22 protein-coding genes are annotated in these 21,394 nt (G+C 61.0%); 9 read left to right on the forward strand and 13 right to left on the reverse strand.

The window, feature by feature from the left end; all coding sequences use genetic code 11:
- Positions 1-31: 31 nt before the first annotated feature.
- The 5 genes from hslV to lptM form a co-directional block, all read right to left on the reverse strand.
- Positions 32-565, reverse strand: a complete 534-nt coding sequence (hslV, locus tag ISP15_RS04270) for an ATP-dependent protease subunit HslV (RefSeq protein ID WP_404545479.1) — start codon at positions 563-565, stop codon at positions 32-34.
- Between the two features lie 89 nt (positions 566-654).
- Entirely contained in the window at positions 655-1,575 is a 921-nt protein-coding gene (xerC, locus tag ISP15_RS04275; RefSeq protein ID WP_404545481.1) for a tyrosine recombinase XerC, read from the reverse strand.
- Between the two features lie 8 nt (positions 1,576-1,583).
- Positions 1,584-2,267, reverse strand: coding sequence for a DUF484 family protein (locus ISP15_RS04280; RefSeq protein ID WP_404545482.1), 684 nt, complete (start codon positions 2,265-2,267; stop codon positions 1,584-1,586).
- Positions 2,268-2,340: 73 nt separating this feature from the next.
- The gene (gene dapF / locus ISP15_RS04285) at positions 2,341-3,189 is read right to left on the reverse strand and encodes a diaminopimelate epimerase (RefSeq protein WP_404545710.1); all 849 of its coding nucleotides are present in this window, start codon (positions 3,187-3,189) and stop codon (positions 2,341-2,343) included.
- Positions 3,190-3,205: 16 nt separating this feature from the next.
- Complete coding sequence (gene lptM / locus ISP15_RS04290) at positions 3,206-3,421, reverse strand: LPS translocon maturation chaperone LptM (protein WP_404545484.1); 216 nt, start codon at positions 3,419-3,421, stop codon at positions 3,206-3,208.
- Positions 3,422-3,528: 107 nt separating this feature from the next.
- Here lptM and ISP15_RS04295 point away from each other — a divergent pair, with 107 nt between their 5' ends.
- Complete coding sequence (locus tag ISP15_RS04295) at positions 3,529-4,218, forward strand: hypothetical protein (RefSeq protein WP_404545486.1); 690 nt, start codon at positions 3,529-3,531, stop codon at positions 4,216-4,218.
- Between the two features lie 40 nt (positions 4,219-4,258).
- Here ISP15_RS04295 and ISP15_RS04300 read toward each other — a convergent pair whose 3' ends face one another.
- Positions 4,259-4,735, reverse strand: a complete 477-nt coding sequence (locus ISP15_RS04300; RefSeq protein ID WP_404545488.1) for a GNAT family N-acetyltransferase — start codon at positions 4,733-4,735, stop codon at positions 4,259-4,261.
- A gap of 260 nt (positions 4,736-4,995) precedes the next feature.
- Here ISP15_RS04300 and ISP15_RS04305 point away from each other — a divergent pair, with 260 nt between their 5' ends.
- Positions 4,996-6,480 carry a RimK family protein gene (locus ISP15_RS04305; RefSeq protein WP_404545490.1) on the forward strand — a complete coding sequence of 495 codons (1,485 nt, stop codon included), beginning with the start codon at positions 4,996-4,998 and terminating at the stop codon, positions 6,478-6,480.
- A 187-nt stretch (positions 6,481-6,667) separates the two neighbouring features.
- Here ISP15_RS04305 and ISP15_RS04310 read toward each other — a convergent pair whose 3' ends face one another.
- The gene (locus ISP15_RS04310) at positions 6,668-6,925 is read right to left on the reverse strand and encodes a hypothetical protein (protein ID WP_404545492.1); all 258 of its coding nucleotides are present in this window, start codon (positions 6,923-6,925) and stop codon (positions 6,668-6,670) included.
- A gap of 146 nt (positions 6,926-7,071) precedes the next feature.
- Between ISP15_RS04310 and aroE the strand changes: the two genes are divergently transcribed.
- The 5 genes from aroE (at position 7,072) to ISP15_RS04335 (ending at position 11,060) form a co-directional block, all read left to right on the forward strand.
- The gene (gene aroE / locus ISP15_RS04315; protein WP_404545493.1) at positions 7,072-7,908 is read left to right on the forward strand and encodes a shikimate dehydrogenase; all 837 of its coding nucleotides are present in this window, start codon (positions 7,072-7,074) and stop codon (positions 7,906-7,908) included.
- 1 nt (position 7,909) lies between these two features.
- Positions 7,910-8,173, forward strand: coding sequence for a YkgJ family cysteine cluster protein (locus ISP15_RS04320; RefSeq protein WP_449757813.1), 264 nt, complete (start codon positions 7,910-7,912; stop codon positions 8,171-8,173).
- Positions 8,174-8,251: 78 nt separating this feature from the next.
- Positions 8,252-10,024 (forward strand): peptide-N4-asparagine amidase, encoded by a 1,773-nt coding sequence (locus ISP15_RS04325; RefSeq protein WP_404545494.1) that lies wholly within the window; start codon positions 8,252-8,254, stop codon positions 10,022-10,024.
- Between the two features lie 99 nt (positions 10,025-10,123).
- Positions 10,124-10,423, forward strand: coding sequence for a hypothetical protein (locus tag ISP15_RS04330; RefSeq protein ID WP_404545495.1), 300 nt, complete (start codon positions 10,124-10,126; stop codon positions 10,421-10,423).
- Positions 10,424-10,556: 133 nt separating this feature from the next.
- Positions 10,557-11,060: a hypothetical protein gene (locus ISP15_RS04335; RefSeq protein WP_404545496.1), complete on the forward strand. Its 504-nt coding sequence runs from the start codon at positions 10,557-10,559 to the stop codon at positions 11,058-11,060.
- Positions 11,061-11,099: 39 nt separating this feature from the next.
- Here ISP15_RS04335 and ISP15_RS04340 read toward each other — a convergent pair whose 3' ends face one another.
- The 6 genes from ISP15_RS04340 to ISP15_RS04365 form a co-directional block, all read right to left on the reverse strand.
- Entirely contained in the window at positions 11,100-11,837 is a 738-nt protein-coding gene (locus ISP15_RS04340; protein ID WP_404545498.1) for an ABC transporter ATP-binding protein, read from the reverse strand.
- Positions 11,824-13,053 carry a hypothetical protein gene (locus tag ISP15_RS04345; protein WP_404545500.1) on the reverse strand — a complete coding sequence of 410 codons (1,230 nt, stop codon included), beginning with the start codon at positions 13,051-13,053 and terminating at the stop codon, positions 11,824-11,826. Before ISP15_RS04345 ends, ISP15_RS04340 begins: the two co-directional genes overlap by 14 nt.
- A gap of 285 nt (positions 13,054-13,338) precedes the next feature.
- Positions 13,339-14,235: a hypothetical protein gene (locus ISP15_RS04350; protein ID WP_404545501.1), complete on the reverse strand. Its 897-nt coding sequence runs from the start codon at positions 14,233-14,235 to the stop codon at positions 13,339-13,341.
- Complete coding sequence (locus ISP15_RS04355) at positions 14,235-15,083, reverse strand: HEAT repeat domain-containing protein (protein ID WP_404545502.1); 849 nt, start codon at positions 15,081-15,083, stop codon at positions 14,235-14,237. The genes ISP15_RS04350 and ISP15_RS04355 overlap by 1 nt, the downstream gene beginning before the upstream one ends.
- Positions 15,084-15,316: 233 nt before the next feature.
- Positions 15,317-15,871: a gamma carbonic anhydrase family protein gene (locus ISP15_RS04360; RefSeq protein ID WP_404545503.1), complete on the reverse strand. Its 555-nt coding sequence runs from the start codon at positions 15,869-15,871 to the stop codon at positions 15,317-15,319.
- 267 nt (positions 15,872-16,138) lie between these two features.
- Entirely contained in the window at positions 16,139-17,902 is a 1,764-nt protein-coding gene (locus ISP15_RS04365) for a patatin-like phospholipase family protein (RefSeq protein WP_404545505.1), read from the reverse strand.
- Positions 17,903-18,007: 105 nt separating this feature from the next.
- On the opposite strand from ISP15_RS04365, the gene ISP15_RS04370 reads away from it, so the two are divergent.
- Positions 18,008-20,065: a M3 family metallopeptidase gene (locus ISP15_RS04370; RefSeq protein WP_404545506.1), complete on the forward strand. Its 2,058-nt coding sequence runs from the start codon at positions 18,008-18,010 to the stop codon at positions 20,063-20,065.
- 383 nt (positions 20,066-20,448) lie between these two features.
- A complete protein-coding gene (locus ISP15_RS04375; RefSeq protein WP_404545507.1) occupies positions 20,449-21,354 on the forward strand; it encodes a 2OG-Fe(II) oxygenase in 906 nt (301 codons plus the stop codon).
- The last annotated feature ends 40 nt before the right edge of the window (positions 21,355-21,394 follow it).

The raw sequence follows: 21,394 nt of genomic DNA on the forward strand, positions 1-21,394 counted from the left end.
GGCGCAGGGCGCTCCAACGCCGGGCCTTCGATCAAAGCTCTTCGATGGTGGTGTTGTGGTTGGTGTAGATGCAGATGTCGCCCGCGATCTTCAATGCGCGCTCCACGATGGCGCGTGCATCGAGTTCGGTGTTCTCCATCAGCGCCAGCGCAGCTGACTGCGCGTAAGGACCGCCGGAACCGATGGCAATCAGGCCGTGCTCGGGTTCGAGCACATCGCCATTGCCGGAGATCAGCAGCGAGGCTTCCTTGTCAGCCACGGCCAGCATGGCTTCAAGCCGGCCGAGGCGGCGGTCGGTGCGCCATTCCTTGGCCATTTCCACGGCGGCACGGGTAAGGTTGCCGCTGTGCTTGTCCAGCTTTTGCTCGAACAGTTCGAACAGCGTGAACGCATCGGCGGTGGCCCCGGCAAAGCCGGCCAGGACATCGCCCTTGCCGAGCCGGCGGATCTTGCGCGCATTGGCCTTCATCACGGTATTGCCCAGCGTGACTTGTCCATCCCCGCCGATGACGATGCGGCCGTGCCGGCGCACCGAGACGATGGTGGTGGCGTGGAACGATTCCATGGATATCTCCGCGTGGGTACGAGTGCTTCACGTGGGGACAGCAGCGAAACGGTTCAATGGATGGCCGGAAAAACCGTGGACTTAACCGGTCATGGCGTGCCATCGCTTGAATCGCTGCGTCCGGCGCGCTTGCGTGCCCGGGGATGCGCCGCGTCATAGACCTTGGCCAGGTGCTGGAAATCGAGATGGGTATAGATCTGCGTGGTGGCGATGTCGGCGTGGCCCAGCAGCTCCTGCACCGCGCGCAGATCACCGGACGATTCCAGCATGTGGCTGGCGAACGTATGCCGCAGCAGATGCGGATGCACATGCTTGGCGAAGCCCTGGCGCAGGGCGAGCGTCTTCATGCGTGCCTGCACCGTGCGGGGGCTGATGGGGGCACCGTTACGGCCGCGAAATACCGGCGATGACGGCTCCCGCTCTTGTGCGTCGCCCAGCGCGCGCAGCGCCGCCACGGCGTGCCGTCCCACCGGTACGATGCGCGTCTTGCGGCCCTTGCCCAGGACACGCACTTCGCCGGCTTCCAGATCCAGATCCAGCCAATGCAGACCGACCAGTTCCGACAGGCGCAGGCCGGACGAGTAGAACAGCTCCAGCATCGCGCGATCGCGCACACCTAGCCCATCATCGCCGCCGTCGCCCTCCACCAGCGCGGCGGCTTCGTCCACGTCCAATACCTGCGGCAACTTGCGATGTACTTTGGGACCGCGCACGCTGGCGAGCGGGTCGTGCGTGAGCAAACCTTCGCGGGTCAACTGCCGGAACAAACTGCGGCAGGAGGAAAGCAGGCGCTGCAGGCTCTTCGGCGACAAGCCCATGCGGTGCTCGGTCGCGATGAATGTGCGCATGCGATGCGGGTGAAGCTGCTCGAACGACGTAATCTGTTGCGCTTCCATGTAGCGCAACAGCTTGCCCAGGTCCCGGCGATAACCGTCGATGGTATGGGGCGACGCCTTTCGTTCCTGACTTAAACGATTCAGCCATGCATCGATCTGGCCTTGTGCTTCCACGCGCGTGTTCAGATGCCGTCCTGCAGGTGCGCCAAGGCTGCGGCGAGCGTCGCGGCGATCATCTTCAGGAACATGGTGCCCATGCCGGGCTGGAAGTGATCCGGGTCGTGGCTGCCGATCGCCAACAGGCCCAGATCGCCAAGCGGCATCACCGCAGCGGAGCGAACTTCCGACGCATGCTGGCCGAACAGCCGCTGCAGGCGTTCAGCCGACAGCCGGCCCGAAATGGGCTCGTGATGGGCAAGGAAATCGGTGAATTCCGGCATGGCGCCGCGACCGCCTGGTTCGCATAGCAGCCAATCCGCCGGCGGCAGACTGAGGCTGCCGAACAACACCAGGCGAACTTGGTCGGTGCCGAAATCCTCCGACAGCCTGGCGACCACCGCGCGTGCAGCGACGGCGGGCGTATGGGCGCGCAAGACAGCGAGATTGAGATCATGCACACGCTGCATCAGGCGTTCGTTTTCGGCGGCGATCGCCGCCAGTTCGCCAAGCTTGCGCTCCAGGTCGCTGTTCTTCTCGCGCAGCGCTTGCAGCTGGTAGGCGGCCAGCGAAGCCACCGCGCCCTGCTCGCGTGGCAGGGTCAGCAGCGTCGCCAGTTCGGGATAGTCGCTGAGAAAACCCGGATGCCGACGCAGGTAGGCGGCGACGTCACCGGCTTTCAATGTGTCATCGAGCAGGGCATTGGTCATGCGCGAAACCTCGAGCCGAAAACAGGGGTCGGCCAACTGTCAGGTCCGAGTGTGCGATGGACGCGCCCGCGCATCAATCACCGCGTGACTGATCCAGCCATTCGCCTTCGAAGACAAAGGCGGCCGGTCCGGTCATCCACAGCCGTTCGCCAGGGCCGGCCCAGTCGATCTGCAGGCTGCCGCCCGGCAGGTCGACCTGCACGCACGCCTCGACTTCGCCTTGCTGGCGCAGAACCGCCATCGCCGCACAGGCGCCGGTGCCGCACGCTTGCGTCCATCCCGCGCCGCGCTCATGCACGCGCAGGCGCACGTGCCGTGCACTGAGCCTGTGCACGAAGCCGGCATTGACGCCCTCAGCAAACCGAGCGTGCCTGGTCAGCGCCGGACCGAGCCTTTCCAGCGCCGGTGCCTGGAGATCGCCCACTGCGACCACGGCATGCGGATTGCCCATCGACACGGCGCCGATTTCCAGCGGCTGGCCGTCGACATCCAGCATGTAGCGATCCCGGCCTTGCGGCGCATCAAAGGGCAGCCTTGCGGGTTCGAACACCGGCTCGCCCATGTCCACCGTTACGCAATGGGCGTCGACCAGACGCACGGTTACCGGTCCGGACGGACTCTGCACCTGTGCTGCTGCGCCCAGCTCCAGTTCGCCCGCGCGATGGAGCCAGGCCGCGACACAGCGCACGCCATTGCCACATTGTCCCGAAGGCGAGCCGTCCGAGTTCCAGATGCCGTAATAAAACGCGCTGGTGCCATCGCGCGCAGGCTCCACGCTCAACAATTGGTCGAAGCCGATGCCGGTGTGGCGGTCGGCCATGGCGCGGATCAGCGCCGGATCCAGCGCAAGCGCCCGGTCGCGGCTGTCGATGACGGCAAAATCATTGCCGCTGCCATGCATCTTGGAAAAACGCAAAGTCATGCCGTGCGCCGCGCGATCAGCTTCCATGCAACGGTTCGGTGGTGACGCTGCTCGAACTGGCTGGCGCCTCCGTCGTGCCCGCATGCGCGGGTGCGTGGGCAGTCGCGGCATGAGCGGGCACGGGCTTGGCCGCCTGCGTTGGCGGCACGTAATACAACGGGCCTTTGTTGCCGCAGCCGGAAAGCGCGACGAAGGCGAGGCAGGCCGGCAGCAGCAGGATCGATCGGCGCATGGTGCAACATCCTGGGGAATCGGCCGCAGTATAGCCAAGCGGTCAGGGCGACACCGTTTATCATGCACGCCTGGCCGCAAGGGATATGCGGAGTTCGGGAGTGCCTCATGAACTGGAATGAATTGTTACGTCTGCCGGCCACCCTGCTGGGTATCCTGGCTGCGCTGGTCCTGTTGTTCGCCTTGTTCCAGCTGCTGGCCGCGCGCCAGCGGGTGCATGAGCGACGGCATCTGGCTGCGGGCGGCCACACGCTGCTGCTGCTGATCTTCATCACACTAGGCGTGTTGCTGGCCGGCATGGCGGTTTCCCTACGCGGCTATCGCTTCCTCAGCGAAGAAGAACCGGTCGTGCAGATCGACTCGCGCATCCTGTCGCCGCAGCGCTGGGCGCTGACCTTGACCTGGCCGGACGGCGCCACCCGCGACGTAATGCTCGCCGGCGACGATTTCCAGGTCGATGCCGTGGTCCTGAAATGGCAGCTGCCGGCCATGCTGGCAGGGCTGCCGCCGCTGTATCGGCTCGATCGCGTCTCCGGGCGTTATGACGATGCCAACCAGGAAATGCATGCTCCACGCACGGTGATCGATTTCAGCCAGGCCGGCCAGGGCGACTTGCTCGATCTGAAAAAGCAGTTCCCGCGCTGGCTGCCGGAAGTGGATACGGTCTTCGGCAGCGGCGCGTTCCTGCCGCTGGTCGACGGCGGTCATTACGCCGTGGGCTTGATGCGCAGCGGTGCCCTGGTGGCGCGACCGGACGATGCGACCGCGCAACGCATCGGGCAGCCGCTGGGAGACTGAGCCGACGCGCGAAGCCGCTGGCGGCTGGCGTGGACGCTTGTCAAGCGAGCGTTTTTTCGTAGCGGAACGCATCCGAACCGTCTTCGTAGAAGCCTTTCGCGACAGACCCAATGCGGCGATAGCCCAGGCCTTCATACAGACGGATGGCATTGGCGTTGTCGGTGCGCACCTCCAGCCGCAGGGCCTGGCAACGGCGTTGGCGAGCCGCGGCTTCGGCCGCGTCGACCAGCGCCGTGCCCACGCCCTTGCCACGCGCTTCCGGCAGGCTGGCGATCGAGTAAAGCCGCGCCACGCGGCTGCCCTTGCGGAAGAACACCAGCGCCGTGCCCAGGAAACGGCGGCGGTTGGCGCTGGCGACCAGCACGCGCGCCGAATCGCTGTCCAGATGCCGGCGGAACTGCGCACGGCTGACCCGGTCGCTGTCGAAAGTAGCTTGCTCCAGCGCGACCAGGTCATCCAGGTCGGAAAGTTCGGCGCGGCGCACCCGCACGGCGGCGGTGGCTGGCGATGGGGTCATCGGGGTTCTCGTCGGCAAGCGCCGGGTGCGGGCCGGTCGCGTTTCGAAATCAGCGCGGCACTCTAGTGCACCGCGCGCGGGAAAGCATCCCGCCGAAGTCATCCGCGTCGCGTCCGCAGGTATTCGCGCGCCACGCATTTAGTTCTGCTTCAGTGCCTGCCCTTGTGCACCTCGCCGAGGTGCAAGACACTGCCGCCTTGCGCTGCGCCGCCTCGTTCCCCTACGCGACGACGTCTCTTCTGCCGGTCTACTGAGGTGTCATGACCCGACTCGTCATCGTCGTCGAGAAAGCTTCCGATTGGGGCTCCTATTATCCGTCCGTCGACGTCGTTACCGCGATGGATTACCTGCGCGAACCGGTGGGCGGCGACGATGAGCGCACCCATGTCATCAACCTCTGCCGCAGCTACAAATACCTGGGTACGGGTTACTACGTATCCTTGCTGGCCGAGGCGCGCGGACACCGCGTGATGCCATCGGTGCGCACGGTAAACGACCTGCGCCGCCGCTCGCTCTACGGCCTGGCCATCGACGACCTCAACGCCAAGCTCGCCCATTTCTTGCCCGCGGGCGGTCGTGACACGACCGATTTCGGCATCCTGATGTACTTTGGCGAGACCGCCTACCCTGCGCTGCAAGACCTGGCGCGGCAGGTGTTCGAAATGTATCCATGCCCTTTGCTGCGCATCGAATTCGAGCGCGAACGGGTATGGCAGATCAGCTCGATCAAACCGGTGGGGCTGCATACGCTGGACGACGCGCAAGAAGACGCCTTCGCCACCGAATTGGATCGCTTTTCCAAGAAACTGTGGCGCAAGCCCCGTGCCAGGCGGCTGTACCGTTATGACCTGGCGATGTTGGTCGATCCCAACGAAGCGATGCCGCCATCGAACAAGAAGGCGCTGAAATCCTTCATTGGTGCCGGCAAGGAATTGGGCATCGAAGTCGATCCGATCGGCAAGAACGATTACCAGCGCCTGGCCGAATACGACGGGCTGTTCATTCGCGAAACCACCGCCAGCGACAACCACACCTACAGTTTCGCGCATCGCGCCGAGCGCGAGGGCATGGTGGTGATCGACGATCCCAGCTCGATCCTGCGCTGCACGAACAAGATCTTTCTCAACGATTTGATGGTGTCGCGCAAACTGGCCGTGCCACGCACCGAAATTCTGTATCGCGACGACACCAAGGGTTTGCGCGAGGTCGCCGGCAAGCTCGGCTATCCGCTGGTGCTGAAGATTCCCGATGGCTCTTTCTCGCGCGGCGTGGTCAAGGTGGAAAGCGAGGACCAGCTCGAGAAGGCCGCTGGCGAGCTATTCCAGCACAGCGCGCTGCTGCTGGTGCAGGAATTCGTGTATACCGAGTTCGACTGGCGCATTGGCGTGTTGAATCGCGAGCCGCTGTATGCGTGCAAGTACTACATGTCGCGCGGCCATTGGCAGATCTACAACCATGGCGCCAAGGGCACGGCCAAATCGGGCGGCTTCGAGACCATTCCGGCCCGCGATGCGCCGGCTGAAGTGGTCAAGCTGGCGCTCAAGGCCACCAGTGCGGTGGGCGATGGCCTGTACGGCGTGGACCTGAAGCAGGTAGGCGACAAGCCGGTGGTGATCGAAGTGAACGACAATCCATCGATCGACGCGGGCGTGGAAGATAAGTACCTGGGCGAAGACCTGTACCTGCGCATCATGCAGGAATTCCTGCGCCGCATGGAGCGCAAGCGACTGGGTATCAACGCCTAGGCGGAAAGGCTCAAAGGCCGTAGGGATTTTCCGGCCTGCCCTTCCATGGGCAGGCCGGAATAAGCTGCGCGTTCCCTCGCGCAAGCCGCCGATCGCGACCACTCCTGTATCGATCGACGGACGTTCCCTGGGCGCGGCACTCCGGCCGCACCGGCTCCACTGCCAGGCGGATAAGAGAACCGGGCCTTCAGTGCCAGATCAACGGATGCGCGTTGCGGCGGCGTGGCCTGCGCAAGCGCCACAACTGGCGAAACAGATCCGGCTGCAGTGTCAGCGCCACCGCGAGCGGCGCCCATAGCAACCAGAACAGCGGCGCCCAGCCGAGCAACTCGGTATGCGCCGGCACCAGCGTGCTGGTCAGCAGCAGTCCGCCGGCCAGCAGCCACAGCAAGGCAAGGGCAAGCAGCCGCGAACGACGGTCGACATCGGTAGCTTCTGGGCGCATGGAAGACTCCGGAGCAGGCGATGGGCCAAGCTTGCGCGGCGGCGGTCTCATAGCTTGCGATGACCTGATTTTGCGCTGCCACCTGCGGCCTGGAGCCGCCGAGCGCTTCGAACACCTACAATAAAAAGCCTACGCAGGAGCCGCGCATGTCCTCACCCTTGCAGTTCGCCGTCTTTGGCCACCCGATCGCGCACAGCCTCTCGCCGCCGATCCATCAGGCCTTCGCGCGGCAATTCGGCATCGAACTGGCTTATCGCACCATCGACGCCCCGCCCTCCACCTTCGCGGACGCGGTGAAGCACTTTTTCGACCACGAAGGCGGTCGCGGCGCGAACGTCACCCTGCCGCACAAGGCCGCCGCGTTTGCGCTGGCGGACGAACACACGCAAGCCGCCGCACGTGTGGGCACGGCCAACGTACTGACGCGGCGCCCCGATGGCGGCCTGGTCGCGCACAACACGGATGGTGCCGGCATGGTGCGCGACCTCACCGAACGTCACGGCATCGACCTGCGTGGGCATGACACGTTGATGCTCGGTGCTGGCGGCGCGGCGCGGGGCGTTGCCTGGTCGCTGTTCGATGCGGGCGTGGCCACGCTTACCATCGTCAACCGCACGCCCGCGGCGGCGGACGCATTGGCCGATGCGATCGGCGAGCCGGCGCGCGTGCACACGCGCTACTGGGAAGAACTTGGCAACATCGGCAGCTACGACCTGATCGTCAATGCCACCTCGGCCGGCACGCTCGGCCAGTCGTTTACCTTGCCGTTTTCGCTGGCCGCCTCGCGCGCGCTTTGCTACGACCTCGGCTATGGCAAATCCGCCGTCGGCTTTCTCGCCTGGGCGCGCGCAGCCAACGCGCTGTACGCCTATGACGGCCTGGGCATGTTGATCGAGACCGCCGCCGATGCGTTCGAACTGTGGCACGGCAAGCGGCCCGACACCGAACCGGTCTACCAGTCGCTTCGCGCGCAGGGTTCGTGACATGGGCCTGCGTTGCCGTGCCGGCTGCGGAGCTTGCTGCATCGCGCCGTCCATCAGCTCATCCATTCCTGGCATGCCGCACGGCAAGCCCGCCGGGATCCGCTGTATCCAGCTGACCGCCGACAACCGTTGCGCGCTATTCGGCGACCCGCGTCGTCCGGCAGTGTGCGCCCGTCTGCAGGCCGAGCCGGCCATGTGCGGCGACGATAGCCAACGCGCGTTGCAGTGGCTGGCGCGACTGGAAGCCGCTGCCCGCGCCGCCTGAGCTGCCAGTTTGGCATTTCCAATACCGGCTCATGCTAGCGTGGTCGGACAGGGGGCATCACTTGCGGGGAGTTGAGCAATGTTGCCGATGGGGCGTTTCAGTCAGTGCCTGGCCGCAGCCGGGCTTTCGTTGTTTTTTGCCGGGGTGGCGCAAGCGGCGCCGGCCAGCAGCAATCCGGTCGGTTCGGCCAATGTGACCGTCGCCGATCCAACCGTGCCGCGTCCGCCGGGCCAGCCGTGCGTGGTACAGCTTTTCAGCAATGACACCTTCGATGATTTCAGTCCGCGGCCTTACAGCTATGCGCCGCCTGCGGGCTGCGGTACGCATTGGTCCAAGGTGGTGCTGGAGGCGGATTTCTCGGTGACCGCCGGGGTCCAGTACGACCGCACTGCCACCTTGTTCCTTGGCGGCGTCAACCTCTACTTCGGCACCACCCAGGAGCCCGCTTCTGATCTTGCACCAAGCTGGCACGTGGAGCGCGACCTGACCGACTACAGCGCCCTGTTCCGCAATCCGGCCCAGGGACAGGCGCTTATCGGCAATATCGTCAACAGCACCTATACCGGTGTGATCCATGGCAGCGCCCGGCTGCTGTTCTATCCGGCGTCCGTGCTGGCGCCCGCCGCCGCGGTGCCCGATGCGGTGTACCCGCTTGGCAGCGATCCGATCGGCAGCACGGTCGAGCTGGATAATTCCAGCAGCCAGCTGGCGGCCACGCTCAGCCTGCCACGCAATGTGGAGCGCGCCTACCTGGATGTCTTCACGCAAAGCCAGAATGCCGACGAGTTCTGGTACACCTGCGTGCCAGACGCCTACACCAGTGAAACGGGCGAGTGCGGCGGCGGCAATTTCCGTGAAGCCGAAATCAGTATCGACGGGCAGCCCGCCGGCGTAGCGCCGGTATATCCGTGGATCTACACCGGCGGCGTCGATCTTTTCATCTGGAAGCCCACGCCCGGCGTGCAGACACTCAACTTCATGCCCTACCGCGTCGACCTGACGCCGTTCGCCGGCATCCTTAGCAACGGCTCGCCGCATACGGTTGCGGTCAGCGTGCAAGGTGCCAACAACTACTTTTCCGCCACCGCCAGCCTGCTGGTCTACCAGGATGCCCGCGCCAAGCAGGTCAGCGGACAAGTGCTGCGCAATACGCTGGCCAACCAGCCGCCGACGCCGACCATCGGCAGCACGCTCAGCCAGGATCCGTCTGGCGATGTCACCGGCGATATCACCACCAACCTGAGCCGCCATTTCGTAATCGAAGGCTACGTCAATACCTCGCATGGCCGCGTGGATACCACGGTGAACCAGACGGTGGTATTCGCCGACACGCAAGGCTTTACGATCAATCCCACCACCTACGACCAGACCAGCGACCAGCTGACCACGGTGGAGGGCAGCAGCCGCAGCACGATCGGCGCATTGGTCAGCGGCGAGTTCGACGAAAGTTTCAGTTACCCGCTGCACGTGGAATCCAATCAGGCGGTGGTGGCGAATGGCAATTCCACCATCCTGACCACGATCCGCCAGGGTTACGACCAACACACGGCATTGAGCATCGAAGGACTGAAGCTGTACTCGGCCGATGTGCACAATCAGGTCGAGGGCGTCGATACGCTGGACCTGGATGCCAGCTACGACATCCTCGGCCACAGCGGCCAGCAGACCACGCAGGAGTTTGCGTTCAAGGATTCACTGGGTGGTTGCTATCGCAGCAGTGTCAGTTCAGCGAACAACGTGGTCACCGCCTATACCAGCGGGAAGGGCTGCCCGGGGCAGCGTAACCGAGTGTTCTGGTTCAGCCATCCGGATGGTTCGCCTTACCTCGGCGACACGTTGCTGGGCTGGTAATGCATGGCCGATGCCTCCTCGGATAGTCCGGGGAGGCGTCGCCATGTTAGTTTTGTCGGTATATGACAGAGCACTTCGCTCGATGGAGTCCCTACCGATATGCGTACACGTCTGCTTGCCCTCACCGTCCTTGGCATGGCCGTCGCCCTTGCCGGATGCCATCACGGCGGCGCGCGTCCGGACGGTACACGAGTCGACAAGGGCGGCGTAACCAACGTGGCTTCGTTCGAGTCCTTCATCGCCACGCATCCCACCGCGGCTCAGTTCAAGGCGTTGTACCCAGGCGTGCAACTGATGCTTCCGGGCACGATCAGCACGATGGAAATTCGCTACGACAACAGCCGCTTTTTCCCGGAGCTGGATAAGGACGGCCGCATCGTTGGCGGCGATTTCCACTAAGTCGCGAGGGCACTGTCATATTCGATGGCCCGGGTCATTGGGCTGACACATTGCATGATTAAGCTGGCGCGGTAGCGGCAGCCGCCCTGATCCCCGGACGGCTGCATTTCCATGCAATGCAGCGCGGGTCAGCATGCCTCCTTCCCCTTCCACCACACCGCACCGGCGCGGATTGCTCTTTGTCGCATCGGCCGCGATCGTTGCGATCGCCGGTGGCGGATTCTGGTTGGCGCATGCGTCGATAAGTGGCCAACCGGCCGGTCATGCCGCCAATGACGGCAGCGATGTCGGCGTGATGATGGGCCTGGCCGACACGGCCTATCGCGATCAGCACCTGATCGCTCCGGTCGGCAGCAACGTCTACGAGTTCTACTTCAGCGTGTTGCAGCTCGACCCGAATAACGCGGTGGCCCAGCAACGCCTGCACGATGCGTTCAAGCCGGCCTGCGACGTCGTGGAAAACACCATCAACGCGGGCGACCTCGACGAGGCGCAGCGCGAACTTTCCCTGCTGCGCATGTACGACCCGCGCAACTACAAGCTCGCCCTGCTCGGTGGCGTGCTCGATGCGCAGCGCGTGATCGAGCGCCGCCGTCATGAAGCCGAGGCGGCGCGGATCCAGGCAGCAGGCGGATAAATACAAGAAGGCGGCTAAGCTTATACGCGCGTGGGACTGCTAAACAGAGGCTTCCGACATGATACCCATCACCTCAGCTTCGAATTGACGCTGCGTTATACCTGCATTCTTAATATCAGGCAGATGCCAGGACCGCACAATAGCTCCTCCATGCAATAACAAAGCATCAGAGCAAAATTCGTAAACGACATCTATTGCATGTGTCGCCATGATCACGGTTTTCGAACCTTCTCGGACAAGCTCGTCCATAACCTGCTTAAGGTGCCACGCGCTCATCGGATCGAGTCCATTGATAGACTCATCCAGCACTAGGACAGAAGGATTACCTATCAAAGCACCCAGAATCCCGATTTTTTTACGTGTGCCATACGAGTAACGGCCGATGGTCTCATTTAGCCATGGCTCGACGTGAAACGCCTTGATCAATCGATCGGATAAATCGTTCGGCAGCGCGTTGCGGATGGAGGCCATTAATTCTAGAAACTGAAGTCCGGTAAGTTCTTTAGGTAGCTCGCTTGAGTCCAGCGCATAACCAAACTGCGATTTCGCTCGAACAGGATCTAAGCTAAGGCTGACCCCATTAATGGAAATATCCCCTTCTTTGAACGGGACTTGGCCTGTAATAGCTCTCAGAAGAGTGCTTTTGCCACAACCGTTTGCACCCAGAACTCCCACCCAGCTGCCAGACCCACAACACAAGCTAACATTTTTCAGCACCTCATGCTCACCGTATGAAACCGAAATATCGGCGGCTACGATAAGATTAGATGCAGACATAACGTTCACGCCCCAGCCGATAAAGCAATGCTGCGATTACAGGGAACGACAGCAAACCAAAAATACCAACTACTTGTATGGACATGGCAAGTAGTAAAGTCGCCGACAAATACATTAAATTTCCTCTTAATCTTGATTTTCTAGAAGTCGCCAGACAGAGAGCAAATAGAGCATTGGCCGCTATGAGGATAGCCGCCATTATCATCATAACGATGGGTGAGGCCGGTCGTATCAAAAGACCGACGAAAGCGAACATCAGGTATACGATCAGAGAAACAATCAACGGTGTTTTGATCGATACAGCTAATAGCGTTGAGAAGTCGATAGGGCTAGTAACGACCGATGGATTATTCCATGGCTCGAGGCTAAATATAACCATGAACATCATGTGCGAAAAAAGAGCGCCAGCTGCAACAGTGGCGAGATCCGTTTCGTAGCAGAAGTCTACTAGTGTTGCACTACCAAGGACCAACAACCCATAAACCCAGTACATTGCAAGATTCCGCGTTGCGAATGCAAGACGATATTGCCATTTTCCCAGCCACTTGCCACGGCGATGTTCCAAGAAAGAAAAATTTAGTGATTTATGATCTTTAAATATTGATGCAGACTGATCATTCGTTACGAATGATGCGGACGACGCCCAGAAAATTATCCCGGAATTAAAGGAAAGCAGGTTATGTTCGCGGATATAGCGCATAATTTGTCGACGGTGATGTTCAACACCAGAAAAACTTCCGCTTACAGCAGAAAAAAACCAAATTAGAAAGACGTATAGGGCACGAAAAGCAGGGATGGTTCCGTAAGCAATAGCCGCCACGATTCCCAAGGCAGTAAGATTAAAAAGGTAATTTCGCAATGCAAAGAAAAATGAGGCGGACGCACGTTGCTCGTCACTAATCTCCAATGCATTCGTCCACTGACCATAACATCGCGTTATCGCGTGTCGAATTGATTGGCTAGTAATGTGATGCATGGCGAAAAAAAATATGGCGCCAGAATACCATGCGAGCAGCTCTAATTGATCGGCGCTAAGTCTTCTGAGCTGGTTACAGACGGCAAAAAAAATCGCGAAGGTTGCAAGCGCAAAAATGAAAAATAGCATGAAGCGGTAAGACCTTCCGCCCGGCTCTGTTGACCAACGCTTAAGTGTATTTTTGAGTGCAAGCTGATCTGCGCGAACTAACGGATTGCCGGATTGCAAAAAAATATTCAACTTCAACAATCTCCCAATATTCCTTTTGCCTTAGTTCGCAGCACTAGAATAGAGAACAGCTACAACCACCACTCCTACACAGAGCGGCCCTCCGACGGCATCCGATTCGCCAACAGAATGAATGGGATTTTCAAGATCAACGATTAGTGTACTTACATTGTTCATGTAATTTCTCTCTCGTTTAAAGGGCATAACTCCGCGCCACCTGTTCTGTAATGAAAACCATTGCTTTACAGTGAGCGAGATGTCACCGGCATGCACGCGCCCTCGAATACGTGCAATTTTCTAGGACTCCAAAAGTAAGTCGATATGGCTCAAGAGAAGTTTAGTTTGATGATCTGGGCGGACACCCAGCTTTGCGTACAAATTCTCCATTAAATCTGGACGGCCTGTCGCAATTCCATTAATGGCCTCTCGCCTAGTCCTAATATTATTATCCTTAACGGCGATATCGATTAAGATTTCAAACGTTTCGTCATTTCCAATTAATGAAGCCAGTTCAACTAGCTTGGCCCTGCGAGAAACGAGACCCTCTTTCGGGTAACCTATAATGCGTCCAGTTTGTTCGTTAAAGAAGTACTGCTCGGCATTTAGATCGTGTCCATTGAGGCACATCAAATTTAGGGATATGGAGAGTTCTGGAGGAGGGAATTGCGTGTGTACGTCTCTGTACGCTCGATAGATCATTACCTTTCCGATTGGAAGGGTTGTCTCTTCCAGGAAATTTAACTCTACAAATTCATCGAGATCTCCGGTAATGAGATCAGGATCCACTTCTAGAATGCGAGTCGTATATCCGGGTCCAAAGTAGCCACAGGTCACAAAATCAAATGAATGATTATGCGACATTAAGTAAGAATATAATTCGGCTTCTCGGCTCCTTTTTGAGTCGTCAATTTGAGTTTTTGGCCAAATATTGCCTCGTATATAGCAGTCTCGAGTTCGACCAAAAATGAACGACTGCGGTGTATAAGCCAATCTCTGCGTTTTATCGAGGAAGCCCCGCACGGCATCGTTCAAGGCGTTCTGGACCAAGCCTTGATTTAGAGCGAGCCGTGCAAGTTGATGGCCGGATTCCACGATGCTTTCAAAGTCTCGAACATCTACAAATCGATCGATGTATTCGATATATTCTTCGAGCGATAAGATGGAGCACGGGGAAGTCTCTAATGTGATAGCCATCAGCTCACCGCCTTGTCGATGTTTGCAATTGAACGCTTGGCTGCATTTCGAACATCCGGATGTACATCCACAAGAGCTGCTCGAATGAGCTCTATCGCTTTCGTTGGTGAAAGCCGCGCAAGGTTCTTGATGGCAGACCATCGAACAAAATGAACGGGATGCTGCGCAAGTTCTTCTAACAGAAGCGAGCTGCATGCTCCGCCAATTGCACCAATGGCGCTTGTCAGTGACACGAGCTCCGAGCTATCAATTTGTCCAGCGAACGCCTCTTCCGCTTTTAGGCTTTTGCGGTTGAACTTCCATTGCAACGTTAAGGGCAGGTGAGCATAAAGCCGTAAAGTTGCGGAAGGCCGATTAACTGAAACGTCTAATGCATGCATTCGACCATCTATGCATGCCAATCCTTTTGGGGGCATTTCGATGGTATGGCTTTGTCCGAGTTGCGCCTCTTTTTGGAATTGATCATTAATATAATTTTTCGGGAGTTCATATAAAAGGTAAGAGTACGCAACGTCGCCTAAGTTTCTGATAAGGCCGACGTGCGGGAACGAATAGATGCCTGATGCTTGATTGTCGTATATGGTCAGCCTGAGCGTCCAGGTCTTTCCAGATGTCAATGTCACACCTGTGTCTAACCATCTTGGATCGTCGGCTTTGGGGCCACTGATAAGATGTTTTAGCGATTTATTTATAAATTGCTCAATCGCGCCACTGTCACAGAGATCACATAAGGTGGCTTTGCAGCTAAAAATCCAGCTTGGATCATATGGATTATCACAATCGATTTTGCTTTCGATTGTTGTATGAAAATCCTGTATGCCGAGTTTCTTGGATATGGGAGCTGTCATGCAAATTCTCGTCCCTTAGGGTCGAAAATGATAATTTCGCAAGATCACCGCTCAGTCCATCCGTTAGATGGCTATTTTTAATGTAAGTAATGGCCGAGTAATCGATATCTGATCCCTGAAGCAGGGTGAGTGAAGGATGACTACTTTCTTTCAGTTTGACTACAAACAGATCAATGACGATGTTATGAGGCCAGGATTTGACCCGCTAAAAACGGCGTTCAGCGGTTGCGCCACTATTGGCCTGCGTTTAGCCCGATTTGACAGATATAGCCATCTTTCAGGCGCACGTAGTGATCGGCCGAATAGCGCAACTGCTCGATCTGCCTATCGGTAAGCTTTCGCACACATCGCGCCGGATTGCCCAGCCATAGCTCGCCTTCGCCAACCACCTTGCCCGGCGGCACCAGGCTGCCGGCGCCGACGAAACCGTGTTTCCTTACCACCGCGCCATCGAGCACGGTGGCGTGCATGCCGATCAGGCAGTAATCCTCGATCGTGCAGGCGTGGACAACCGCGCCGTGGCCGATCGTGACGCCTTCGCCGACGATGGTAGGAAATCCGCCCGGCGAGTACAGGCCGTCATGCGTAACGTGCACTACGGCGCCATCCTGCACATTGCTGCGCGCGCCGATGCGGATGTAGTGGACGTCGCCGCGCAAGACCGCGCCGGGCCAGATCGATACGTCGTCGCCGAGCACCACGTCGCCGATCACGGTGGCGGCCGGATCGACATAGGCGCGAGCGCCGAGGGTGGGCACGATGCCCTTGAAACTGCGCAAAGGATTCATGCGTCCATTCTAGGGCCTGTTCATGCTGTTCGCGTGGCCTGCGCCGATAGCGGTTTGCCCGCCAGACAAGCAAGAGCGAGGGGCGTGTACGTCGCTACACGAACGATTGATGACGCACTCCGGCGGGCAAACACCCGGCCTGTCGGGTTAGCGTGGCGTGGCCGCCATGCGCTGGCGCGCAGTTTGCCTTGGCAGCCAGCAAACCTGCACCGAGCGCTACCATCTGAGCGCCACGCACGCTAACGCGGCCACGCGAATAGAGCATCCCTAGCCTTCGACCGCAGCGTCCGCGTCCTTGCACGGCAGCGTGGACTGCTCGCGCGCTTCCAGCACGCGCAAGGTTTCCCGGTAGCCGGAATCCACGGCCAGCTGCCAATCGCGCCAGTCGAGCATGCCGACATGTTCCAGTGGCGGAGTAATCAGCAGATCCGCGCGTTCGCGGCAATGTTCGCCGGTCGCCTCGCTGTTGACCATCGCGGCACGGGTCAACGTGGACACCAGGCCGGGCCAGCCGGTGCCGCGGCGCTGGCGCCACCACAGCCGCCACCAGGGCGGCGTGGCGAACTCCTCGGCCTGGGCGCGCAATGCGATATCCGCGCGAATGCTTACCGCGGTGATATGCGCGACACCATCCTGCGCCATCACATCGGTAGGCAGGTTGTCGACCAGGGCGCCGTCCACATAGACATGCCCATGGTGCAGCACGGGCGGCAAGATGCCGGGTATCGAGCTCGTCGCACGCAACCACAGCCAAAGCGGCCCGTGCCGATGCACAACCCGGCCCTCGCCCGAAAGGTTGGTCGAGACGCAGAAGAACGGCCGTTCCAGGTCTTCGATATCGATGGCGCCGAACGCCTGCCGCAGCATGATCGCCGCGCGCCGGCCACGGGTCAGCGCGACCATTGGCAACGTCCAGTCCGACAGCGGCTTGCCGCGCACGAAGGCTTCGTAATAGACGCGCATCATCTGCTCGATGCTCCACAGGTTGGCCACGCCTGCACCGATGATGGCGCCGATGCTGGTGCCACCGATCGCGTCGAAGTCATGACCGGCCTCGCGCAACGCACGCAACGCGCCCAGGTGTGCCAGGCCACGCGCGCCGCCGCCGGCCAATACCAGGCCGCGGGCATGGCCGCTGATCAGTCGCGCAATCCGGGGAATGTCGCCTTCGCCGCAGATGTGGTGATGCTGCAGTTCGCCGCTGAATGGTGCGCGCCAGCGCCGGGCCGCTCCATGCAGGACCCGATGTGCGGGATGGATCAGCAGCAGATGGCGCGGACGGTGCCGCACGCGCGCCGGATGTCCCGGCGCGGCCTCGGGCCAGGGACGTGCCGGTTGCGCCGCCAGCGCGGGCAGCAACAGCACATCGGCCTGGCGCAGGCAGCGCAGCCGCCATGAAGCATCGCCGTTGTCGTCCAGGTAGATCACGAAACGCACGTGCGCCTCGCGCTCGGCAAACCAATCGCTGCCGCGGCTGGCGCCGTGCTCGGCATCGACCACCATGCAACTGCCGTAGGCTTCCAGCGCCTGCGCCAACTGGATCGCCAGGCCGCGCACCGGCACGTCGCGATCGACCGGCAAGATCGCGAAGGTGCGTGGCTTGTCCGGCAGTTCGACATGTCGCTCGCGACGTATCAGCCGATCCATCGCCTGTCGCGCGACGCCGAGCATGGCGCGCGGATGGCGCTCGACCAGATGCTCGAAGACCTCGCGATCCAGCCGCAACAATTCGCAATCGCGCAGGGCCCGCACGCTGTAACGCAAAGCCTCGCCACTGAGCAGGCCGATCTCGCCCACGCAATCGTCCGCGGAAACCTGGCGCACCAGGTCGGCCGGCCCATCGAACACGCCCAGGCTGCCGCTGCGCAGCAGGTACAGCGCCTCGGCCACTTCGCCGGCCTTGAACAGGTATTGTCCACCGGGCAGGCAGATCCAGCGCAGATGCGCGGCCAGCGTCGCGCGTTGCGCATCGTCCAGCAGCGCAAACAGCGGGATGCGGCCGATCAGGGCGGCAGTGTCGTCGGGCAGCATGCGCGCGATAGTACGACGCCGGCGATGACACCCGATGCATCCACGCTCCCCCGCTTGATTTCGGTGCATGCCGCCAGCACGCTGTCGGTCCTGAAGGAGTTTTCCATGAACCAAGACAACCCCCTGCTCGCCGATACCGCGCTGCCGCCGTTTTCCCGGATCAAGCCGGAGGATGTGGCGCCGGCCATCGATGCCCTGCTGGCCGAAAGCCGTGCCGGCCTGGCCGCGTTGACCGTGCCCGGCGCACCACGCGATTTCGTTGCCGTGATGCTGCCCCAGGAACGGCTGGAACAGCGCATTGCCCAAGCGTGGTCGCCGGTCTCGCATCTGCATTCGGTGGCCGACAGCGAAGCATTGCGCAGCGTGTACGCCCCGGCCGAGGAAAAACTCACCGACCATGCGATCGAAGTCGGGCAGAACCGCGATCTCTACGCGGCGGTGCAAGCCGTCGCGGATGCACCGGCGTTCGCCACGCTGTCCCCTGCCCAGAAGGCCCTGGTCGAACATGCCCTGCGCGATTTCCGGCTGTCCGGGGTGGCGCTGGAAGAACTGGCGCGTTCGCGCTTCCGCGAAATCGGCGTGGAACTGAGCAAGCTTTCCACTGAATTTTCCAACGCCGTGCTCGATGCTACCGACGCCTGGCATGAACACATCACCGACGAACGCGACCTGGCCGGCATCCCGGAATCCGGCCGCGCGGTGCTGCGCCAATATGCCAAGGAGCAGGAGCTGGACGGCTATCTCGTTACGCTCAAGCAACCCAGCGTGCAGGCGGTGATGACCTACGCCGACAACCGTAGCTTGCGCGAGCGCGTCTACTGGGCCTACCAGACACGCGCGTCCGACCAGGGACCGCATGCCGGCAAATACGACAACACCGTGCGCATCGAGAAAATCATGGCCTTGCGCCATGAAGCGGCACAGCTGCTCGGCTTTGCCAACGCTGCGCAGGAATCGCTGGCCACCAAGATGGCCGGTGCCCCCGACGACGTGCTGGCGTTCCTGCGCGATCTTGCCGCGCGCGCCCGGCCGGTAGCGCAACAGGAACTTGCCGCGTTGCGCGATTTCGCCTCGGCCGAACTCCAGCTGGACAATCTCGAATCCTGGGACGTGGCCTACGCTTCCGAAAAATTGCGCCAGCAGCAGTACGCGCTGGACGAGGAACAGCTCAAGCCGTATTTCCCCTTGCCCGCGGTCATCGATGGGCTGTTCGGCCTGGTACACAAGCTCTACGGCATTACCTTGACGCCACGCGAAGGCGTCGACGTATGGCATCCGGATGTGCGCTACTACGACGTGACCGACGCCGATGGCCGGGTCTTTGCCGGTGCCTACATCGATCTTTACGCGCGCAGCGGCAAGCGCGGCGGTGCGTGGATGGACGTGTGCCGCGCGCGCTTCGACGACGGCAGCCGGTTGCAGTTGCCGGTGGCCTACCTGACCTGCAATTTCGCGCCGCCGACGGAAGGGCGCCCCGCGCTGCTTACGCACGATGACGCACTGACCCTGTTCCATGAATTCGGCCATGGTTTCCACCACTTGCTGACCGAAGTGCCGCTGCCCTCGGTCGGCGGCATCGATGGCGTGGAATGGGATGCGGTGGAATTGCCCAGCCAGTTCATGGAGAACTTTGGCTGGAACCGCGAAGCACTGGATCTGTTCGCCCGGCATTGGCAAACCGGCGAGCGCCTGCCGGACGAATTGTTCGAGCGCATGCTCGCGGCCCGCCATTTCCACGCCGGCCTGTTCCTCGTGCGTCAGCTGGAGTTCGCCCTGTTCGACTTCCTGCTGCACCTGGAGTACGACCCCGCCAAGGGCGCTCGCACGCTCGAAGTGCTGGAACAAGCGCGTTGCGAAGTGGCCGTACTGCACCCGCCGGCCTGGCAGCGCTTTCCGCATGCCTTCAGCCACATCTTCGCCGGCGGCTACGCCGCGGGCTACTACAGCTACCTGTGGGCGGAACTGCTCAGCGCGGATGCGTTCGGGGCGTTCGAAGAAGGCGCGGTCAACGGCGGCAGCGTGATCAACCCGGCCACCGGCGAGCGCTTCCGGCGCGAAATCCTGGCCGTGGGCGCCAGCCGCCCGGCGCTGGAAAGTTTCGTCGCCTTCCGCGGCCGCAAGCCGGAGCCGGAAGCATTGCTGCGCAGCCACGGCCTGGCCTAGCGCCTGTTGGCACGATTCGCATAGCCGCGTTAGCGTTGGCTGTCATGGCGGCCACGCAACGCTATAACCCGGGCCAGCGTCGTTGGCTCGCCCAGACGGCGTCATCCCTCGGTCGTGTATGGACGTCATGCACGCCCTTCCTGCTCTGGCGAGCCAGCAGCTTCCGCCGCAGGCCACGCGAACCGTGCGAGCAGCCCTGGGGAAACCAGGATAAAAGGCACCGCGCCAACCATGACGGCGCTCCTGCGCTCGTCGGAAGCGAGGCGCGCTCCTATGCAACACCAAACAGGTTCACAATCGCTTCGGCGCCGTCCTGCCAGGATCGGCGAGGCGATGTCCGCTTATCGAATCGACACACACTGTGGACCGGGGAGAGTCTGCTGATGAATGCGATCACGCACCTGGCGCCGGAATGGCACAACTGGATCCGTGAAAACCTGGCGCGCGGCTGTGCGCCGCAGTCGCTGATCGAAGACATGGTACGCAACCGCTTCGATCCGGTTTTCGCGCGCGCCGCGGTCAACGGCGTGATGACCAGCAACGGCCCTGTCGCGGCACCACTGGAAGTGCAACCCAAGGCTGCCAGCGGTTACGTTTACGAAACGCCGCGCCTTCACGCCGGTAACCTGATCCGAACCTCCGATCGCGAGGTGCGCGTGGTCATGCGCGTCAACCGTCCGCTCATCGCGGTACTCGATGGCGTGCTGAGCGAAGACGAGTGCGACGAACTCATCCGCCGCTCCGCCGACAAGATGCGTCGTTCCACTACCGTCGACCCGATCAGCGGCAAGCATGAAGTGATCGCCGACCGCAGCAGCGAAGGCACCTTCTTCGCCCTCAACGCGGATCCTTTCATCGCCCGCCTCGACCGCCGCATCTCGGAAGTGATGAACTGGCCCGTCGATCACGGCGAGGGGTTGCAGATCTTGCATTACGGCATCGGCGGCGAATACAAGCCGCACTTCGATTACTTTCCGCCCGAAGAACCCGGCAGCCACGTGCAAATGACCATCGGCGGCCAACGCATCTCCACCATGGTGATGTACTTGAACGAAGTGGAGGCAGGTGGCACCACCATCTTTCCGGAAATCGGCCTGGAAGTGGTGCCCAAGAAAGGTTCGGCCGTCTATTTCGAATACACCAATAGCCAAAACCAGCTCGATCGCCTCACCTTGCACGGCGGTTCGCCAGTAACCCGTGGCGAAAAATGGATCGTTACGAAGTGGATGCGGCAGCGGCGTTATGGCGAAGTTACCGCCGCGCCTGCAGCGTCGGCAGCAACCGGATAAGTACTGCCACGCTAGACCGTGCGCTGCGGTTCGTGCCACA

The organism is Dyella jejuensis (assembly GCF_044904675.1).
GTDB lineage: Bacteria > Pseudomonadota > Gammaproteobacteria > Xanthomonadales > Rhodanobacteraceae > Dyella_B > Dyella_B jejuensis.

Excerpts from the sequence above, each read along its gene's own strand:
- lptM (WP_404545484.1), bottom strand. The coding sequence starts at position 3,421 with ATGCGCCGATCGATCCTGCTGCTGCCGGCCTGCCTCGCCTTCGTCGCG.
- ISP15_RS04280 (WP_404545482.1), bottom strand. The coding sequence starts at position 2,267 with ATGACCAATGCCCTGCTCGATGACACATTGAAAGCCGGTGACGTCGCC.
- ISP15_RS04375 (WP_404545507.1), top strand. The coding sequence starts at position 20,449 with ATGAATGCGATCACGCACCTGGCGCCGGAATGGCACAACTGGATCCGT.
- ISP15_RS04310 (WP_404545492.1), bottom strand. The coding sequence starts at position 6,925 with ATGCGCCCAGAAGCTACCGATGTCGACCGTCGTTCGCGGCTGCTTGCC.
- ISP15_RS04305 (WP_404545490.1), top strand. The coding sequence starts at position 4,996 with ATGACCCGACTCGTCATCGTCGTCGAGAAAGCTTCCGATTGGGGCTCC.
- ISP15_RS04350 (WP_404545501.1), bottom strand. The coding sequence starts at position 14,235 with ATGGCTATCACATTAGAGACTTCCCCGTGCTCCATCTTATCGCTCGAA.
- aroE (WP_404545493.1), top strand. The coding sequence starts at position 7,072 with ATGTCCTCACCCTTGCAGTTCGCCGTCTTTGGCCACCCGATCGCGCAC.
- ISP15_RS04325 (WP_404545494.1), top strand. The coding sequence starts at position 8,252 with ATGTTGCCGATGGGGCGTTTCAGTCAGTGCCTGGCCGCAGCCGGGCTT.
- ISP15_RS04340 (WP_404545498.1), bottom strand. The coding sequence starts at position 11,837 with ATGTCTGCATCTAATCTTATCGTAGCCGCCGATATTTCGGTTTCATAC.
- dapF (WP_404545710.1), bottom strand. The coding sequence starts at position 3,189 with ATGACTTTGCGTTTTTCCAAGATGCATGGCAGCGGCAATGATTTTGCC.
- ISP15_RS04355 (WP_404545502.1), bottom strand. The coding sequence starts at position 15,083 with ATGACAGCTCCCATATCCAAGAAACTCGGCATACAGGATTTTCATACA.
- ISP15_RS04320 (WP_449757813.1), top strand. The coding sequence starts at position 7,910 with ATGGGCCTGCGTTGCCGTGCCGGCTGCGGAGCTTGCTGCATCGCGCCG.
- ISP15_RS04300 (WP_404545488.1), bottom strand. The coding sequence starts at position 4,735 with ATGACCCCATCGCCAGCCACCGCCGCCGTGCGGGTGCGCCGCGCCGAA.
- ISP15_RS04295 (WP_404545486.1), top strand. The coding sequence starts at position 3,529 with ATGAACTGGAATGAATTGTTACGTCTGCCGGCCACCCTGCTGGGTATC.
- hslV (WP_404545479.1), bottom strand. The coding sequence starts at position 565 with ATGGAATCGTTCCACGCCACCACCATCGTCTCGGTGCGCCGGCACGGC.
- ISP15_RS04360 (WP_404545503.1), bottom strand. The coding sequence starts at position 15,871 with ATGAATCCTTTGCGCAGTTTCAAGGGCATCGTGCCCACCCTCGGCGCT.
- ISP15_RS04335 (WP_404545496.1), top strand. The coding sequence starts at position 10,557 with ATGCCTCCTTCCCCTTCCACCACACCGCACCGGCGCGGATTGCTCTTT.
- ISP15_RS04365 (WP_404545505.1), bottom strand. The coding sequence starts at position 17,902 with ATGCTGCCCGACGACACTGCCGCCCTGATCGGCCGCATCCCGCTGTTT.
- ISP15_RS04330 (WP_404545495.1), top strand. The coding sequence starts at position 10,124 with ATGCGTACACGTCTGCTTGCCCTCACCGTCCTTGGCATGGCCGTCGCC.
- ISP15_RS04370 (WP_404545506.1), top strand. The coding sequence starts at position 18,008 with ATGAACCAAGACAACCCCCTGCTCGCCGATACCGCGCTGCCGCCGTTT.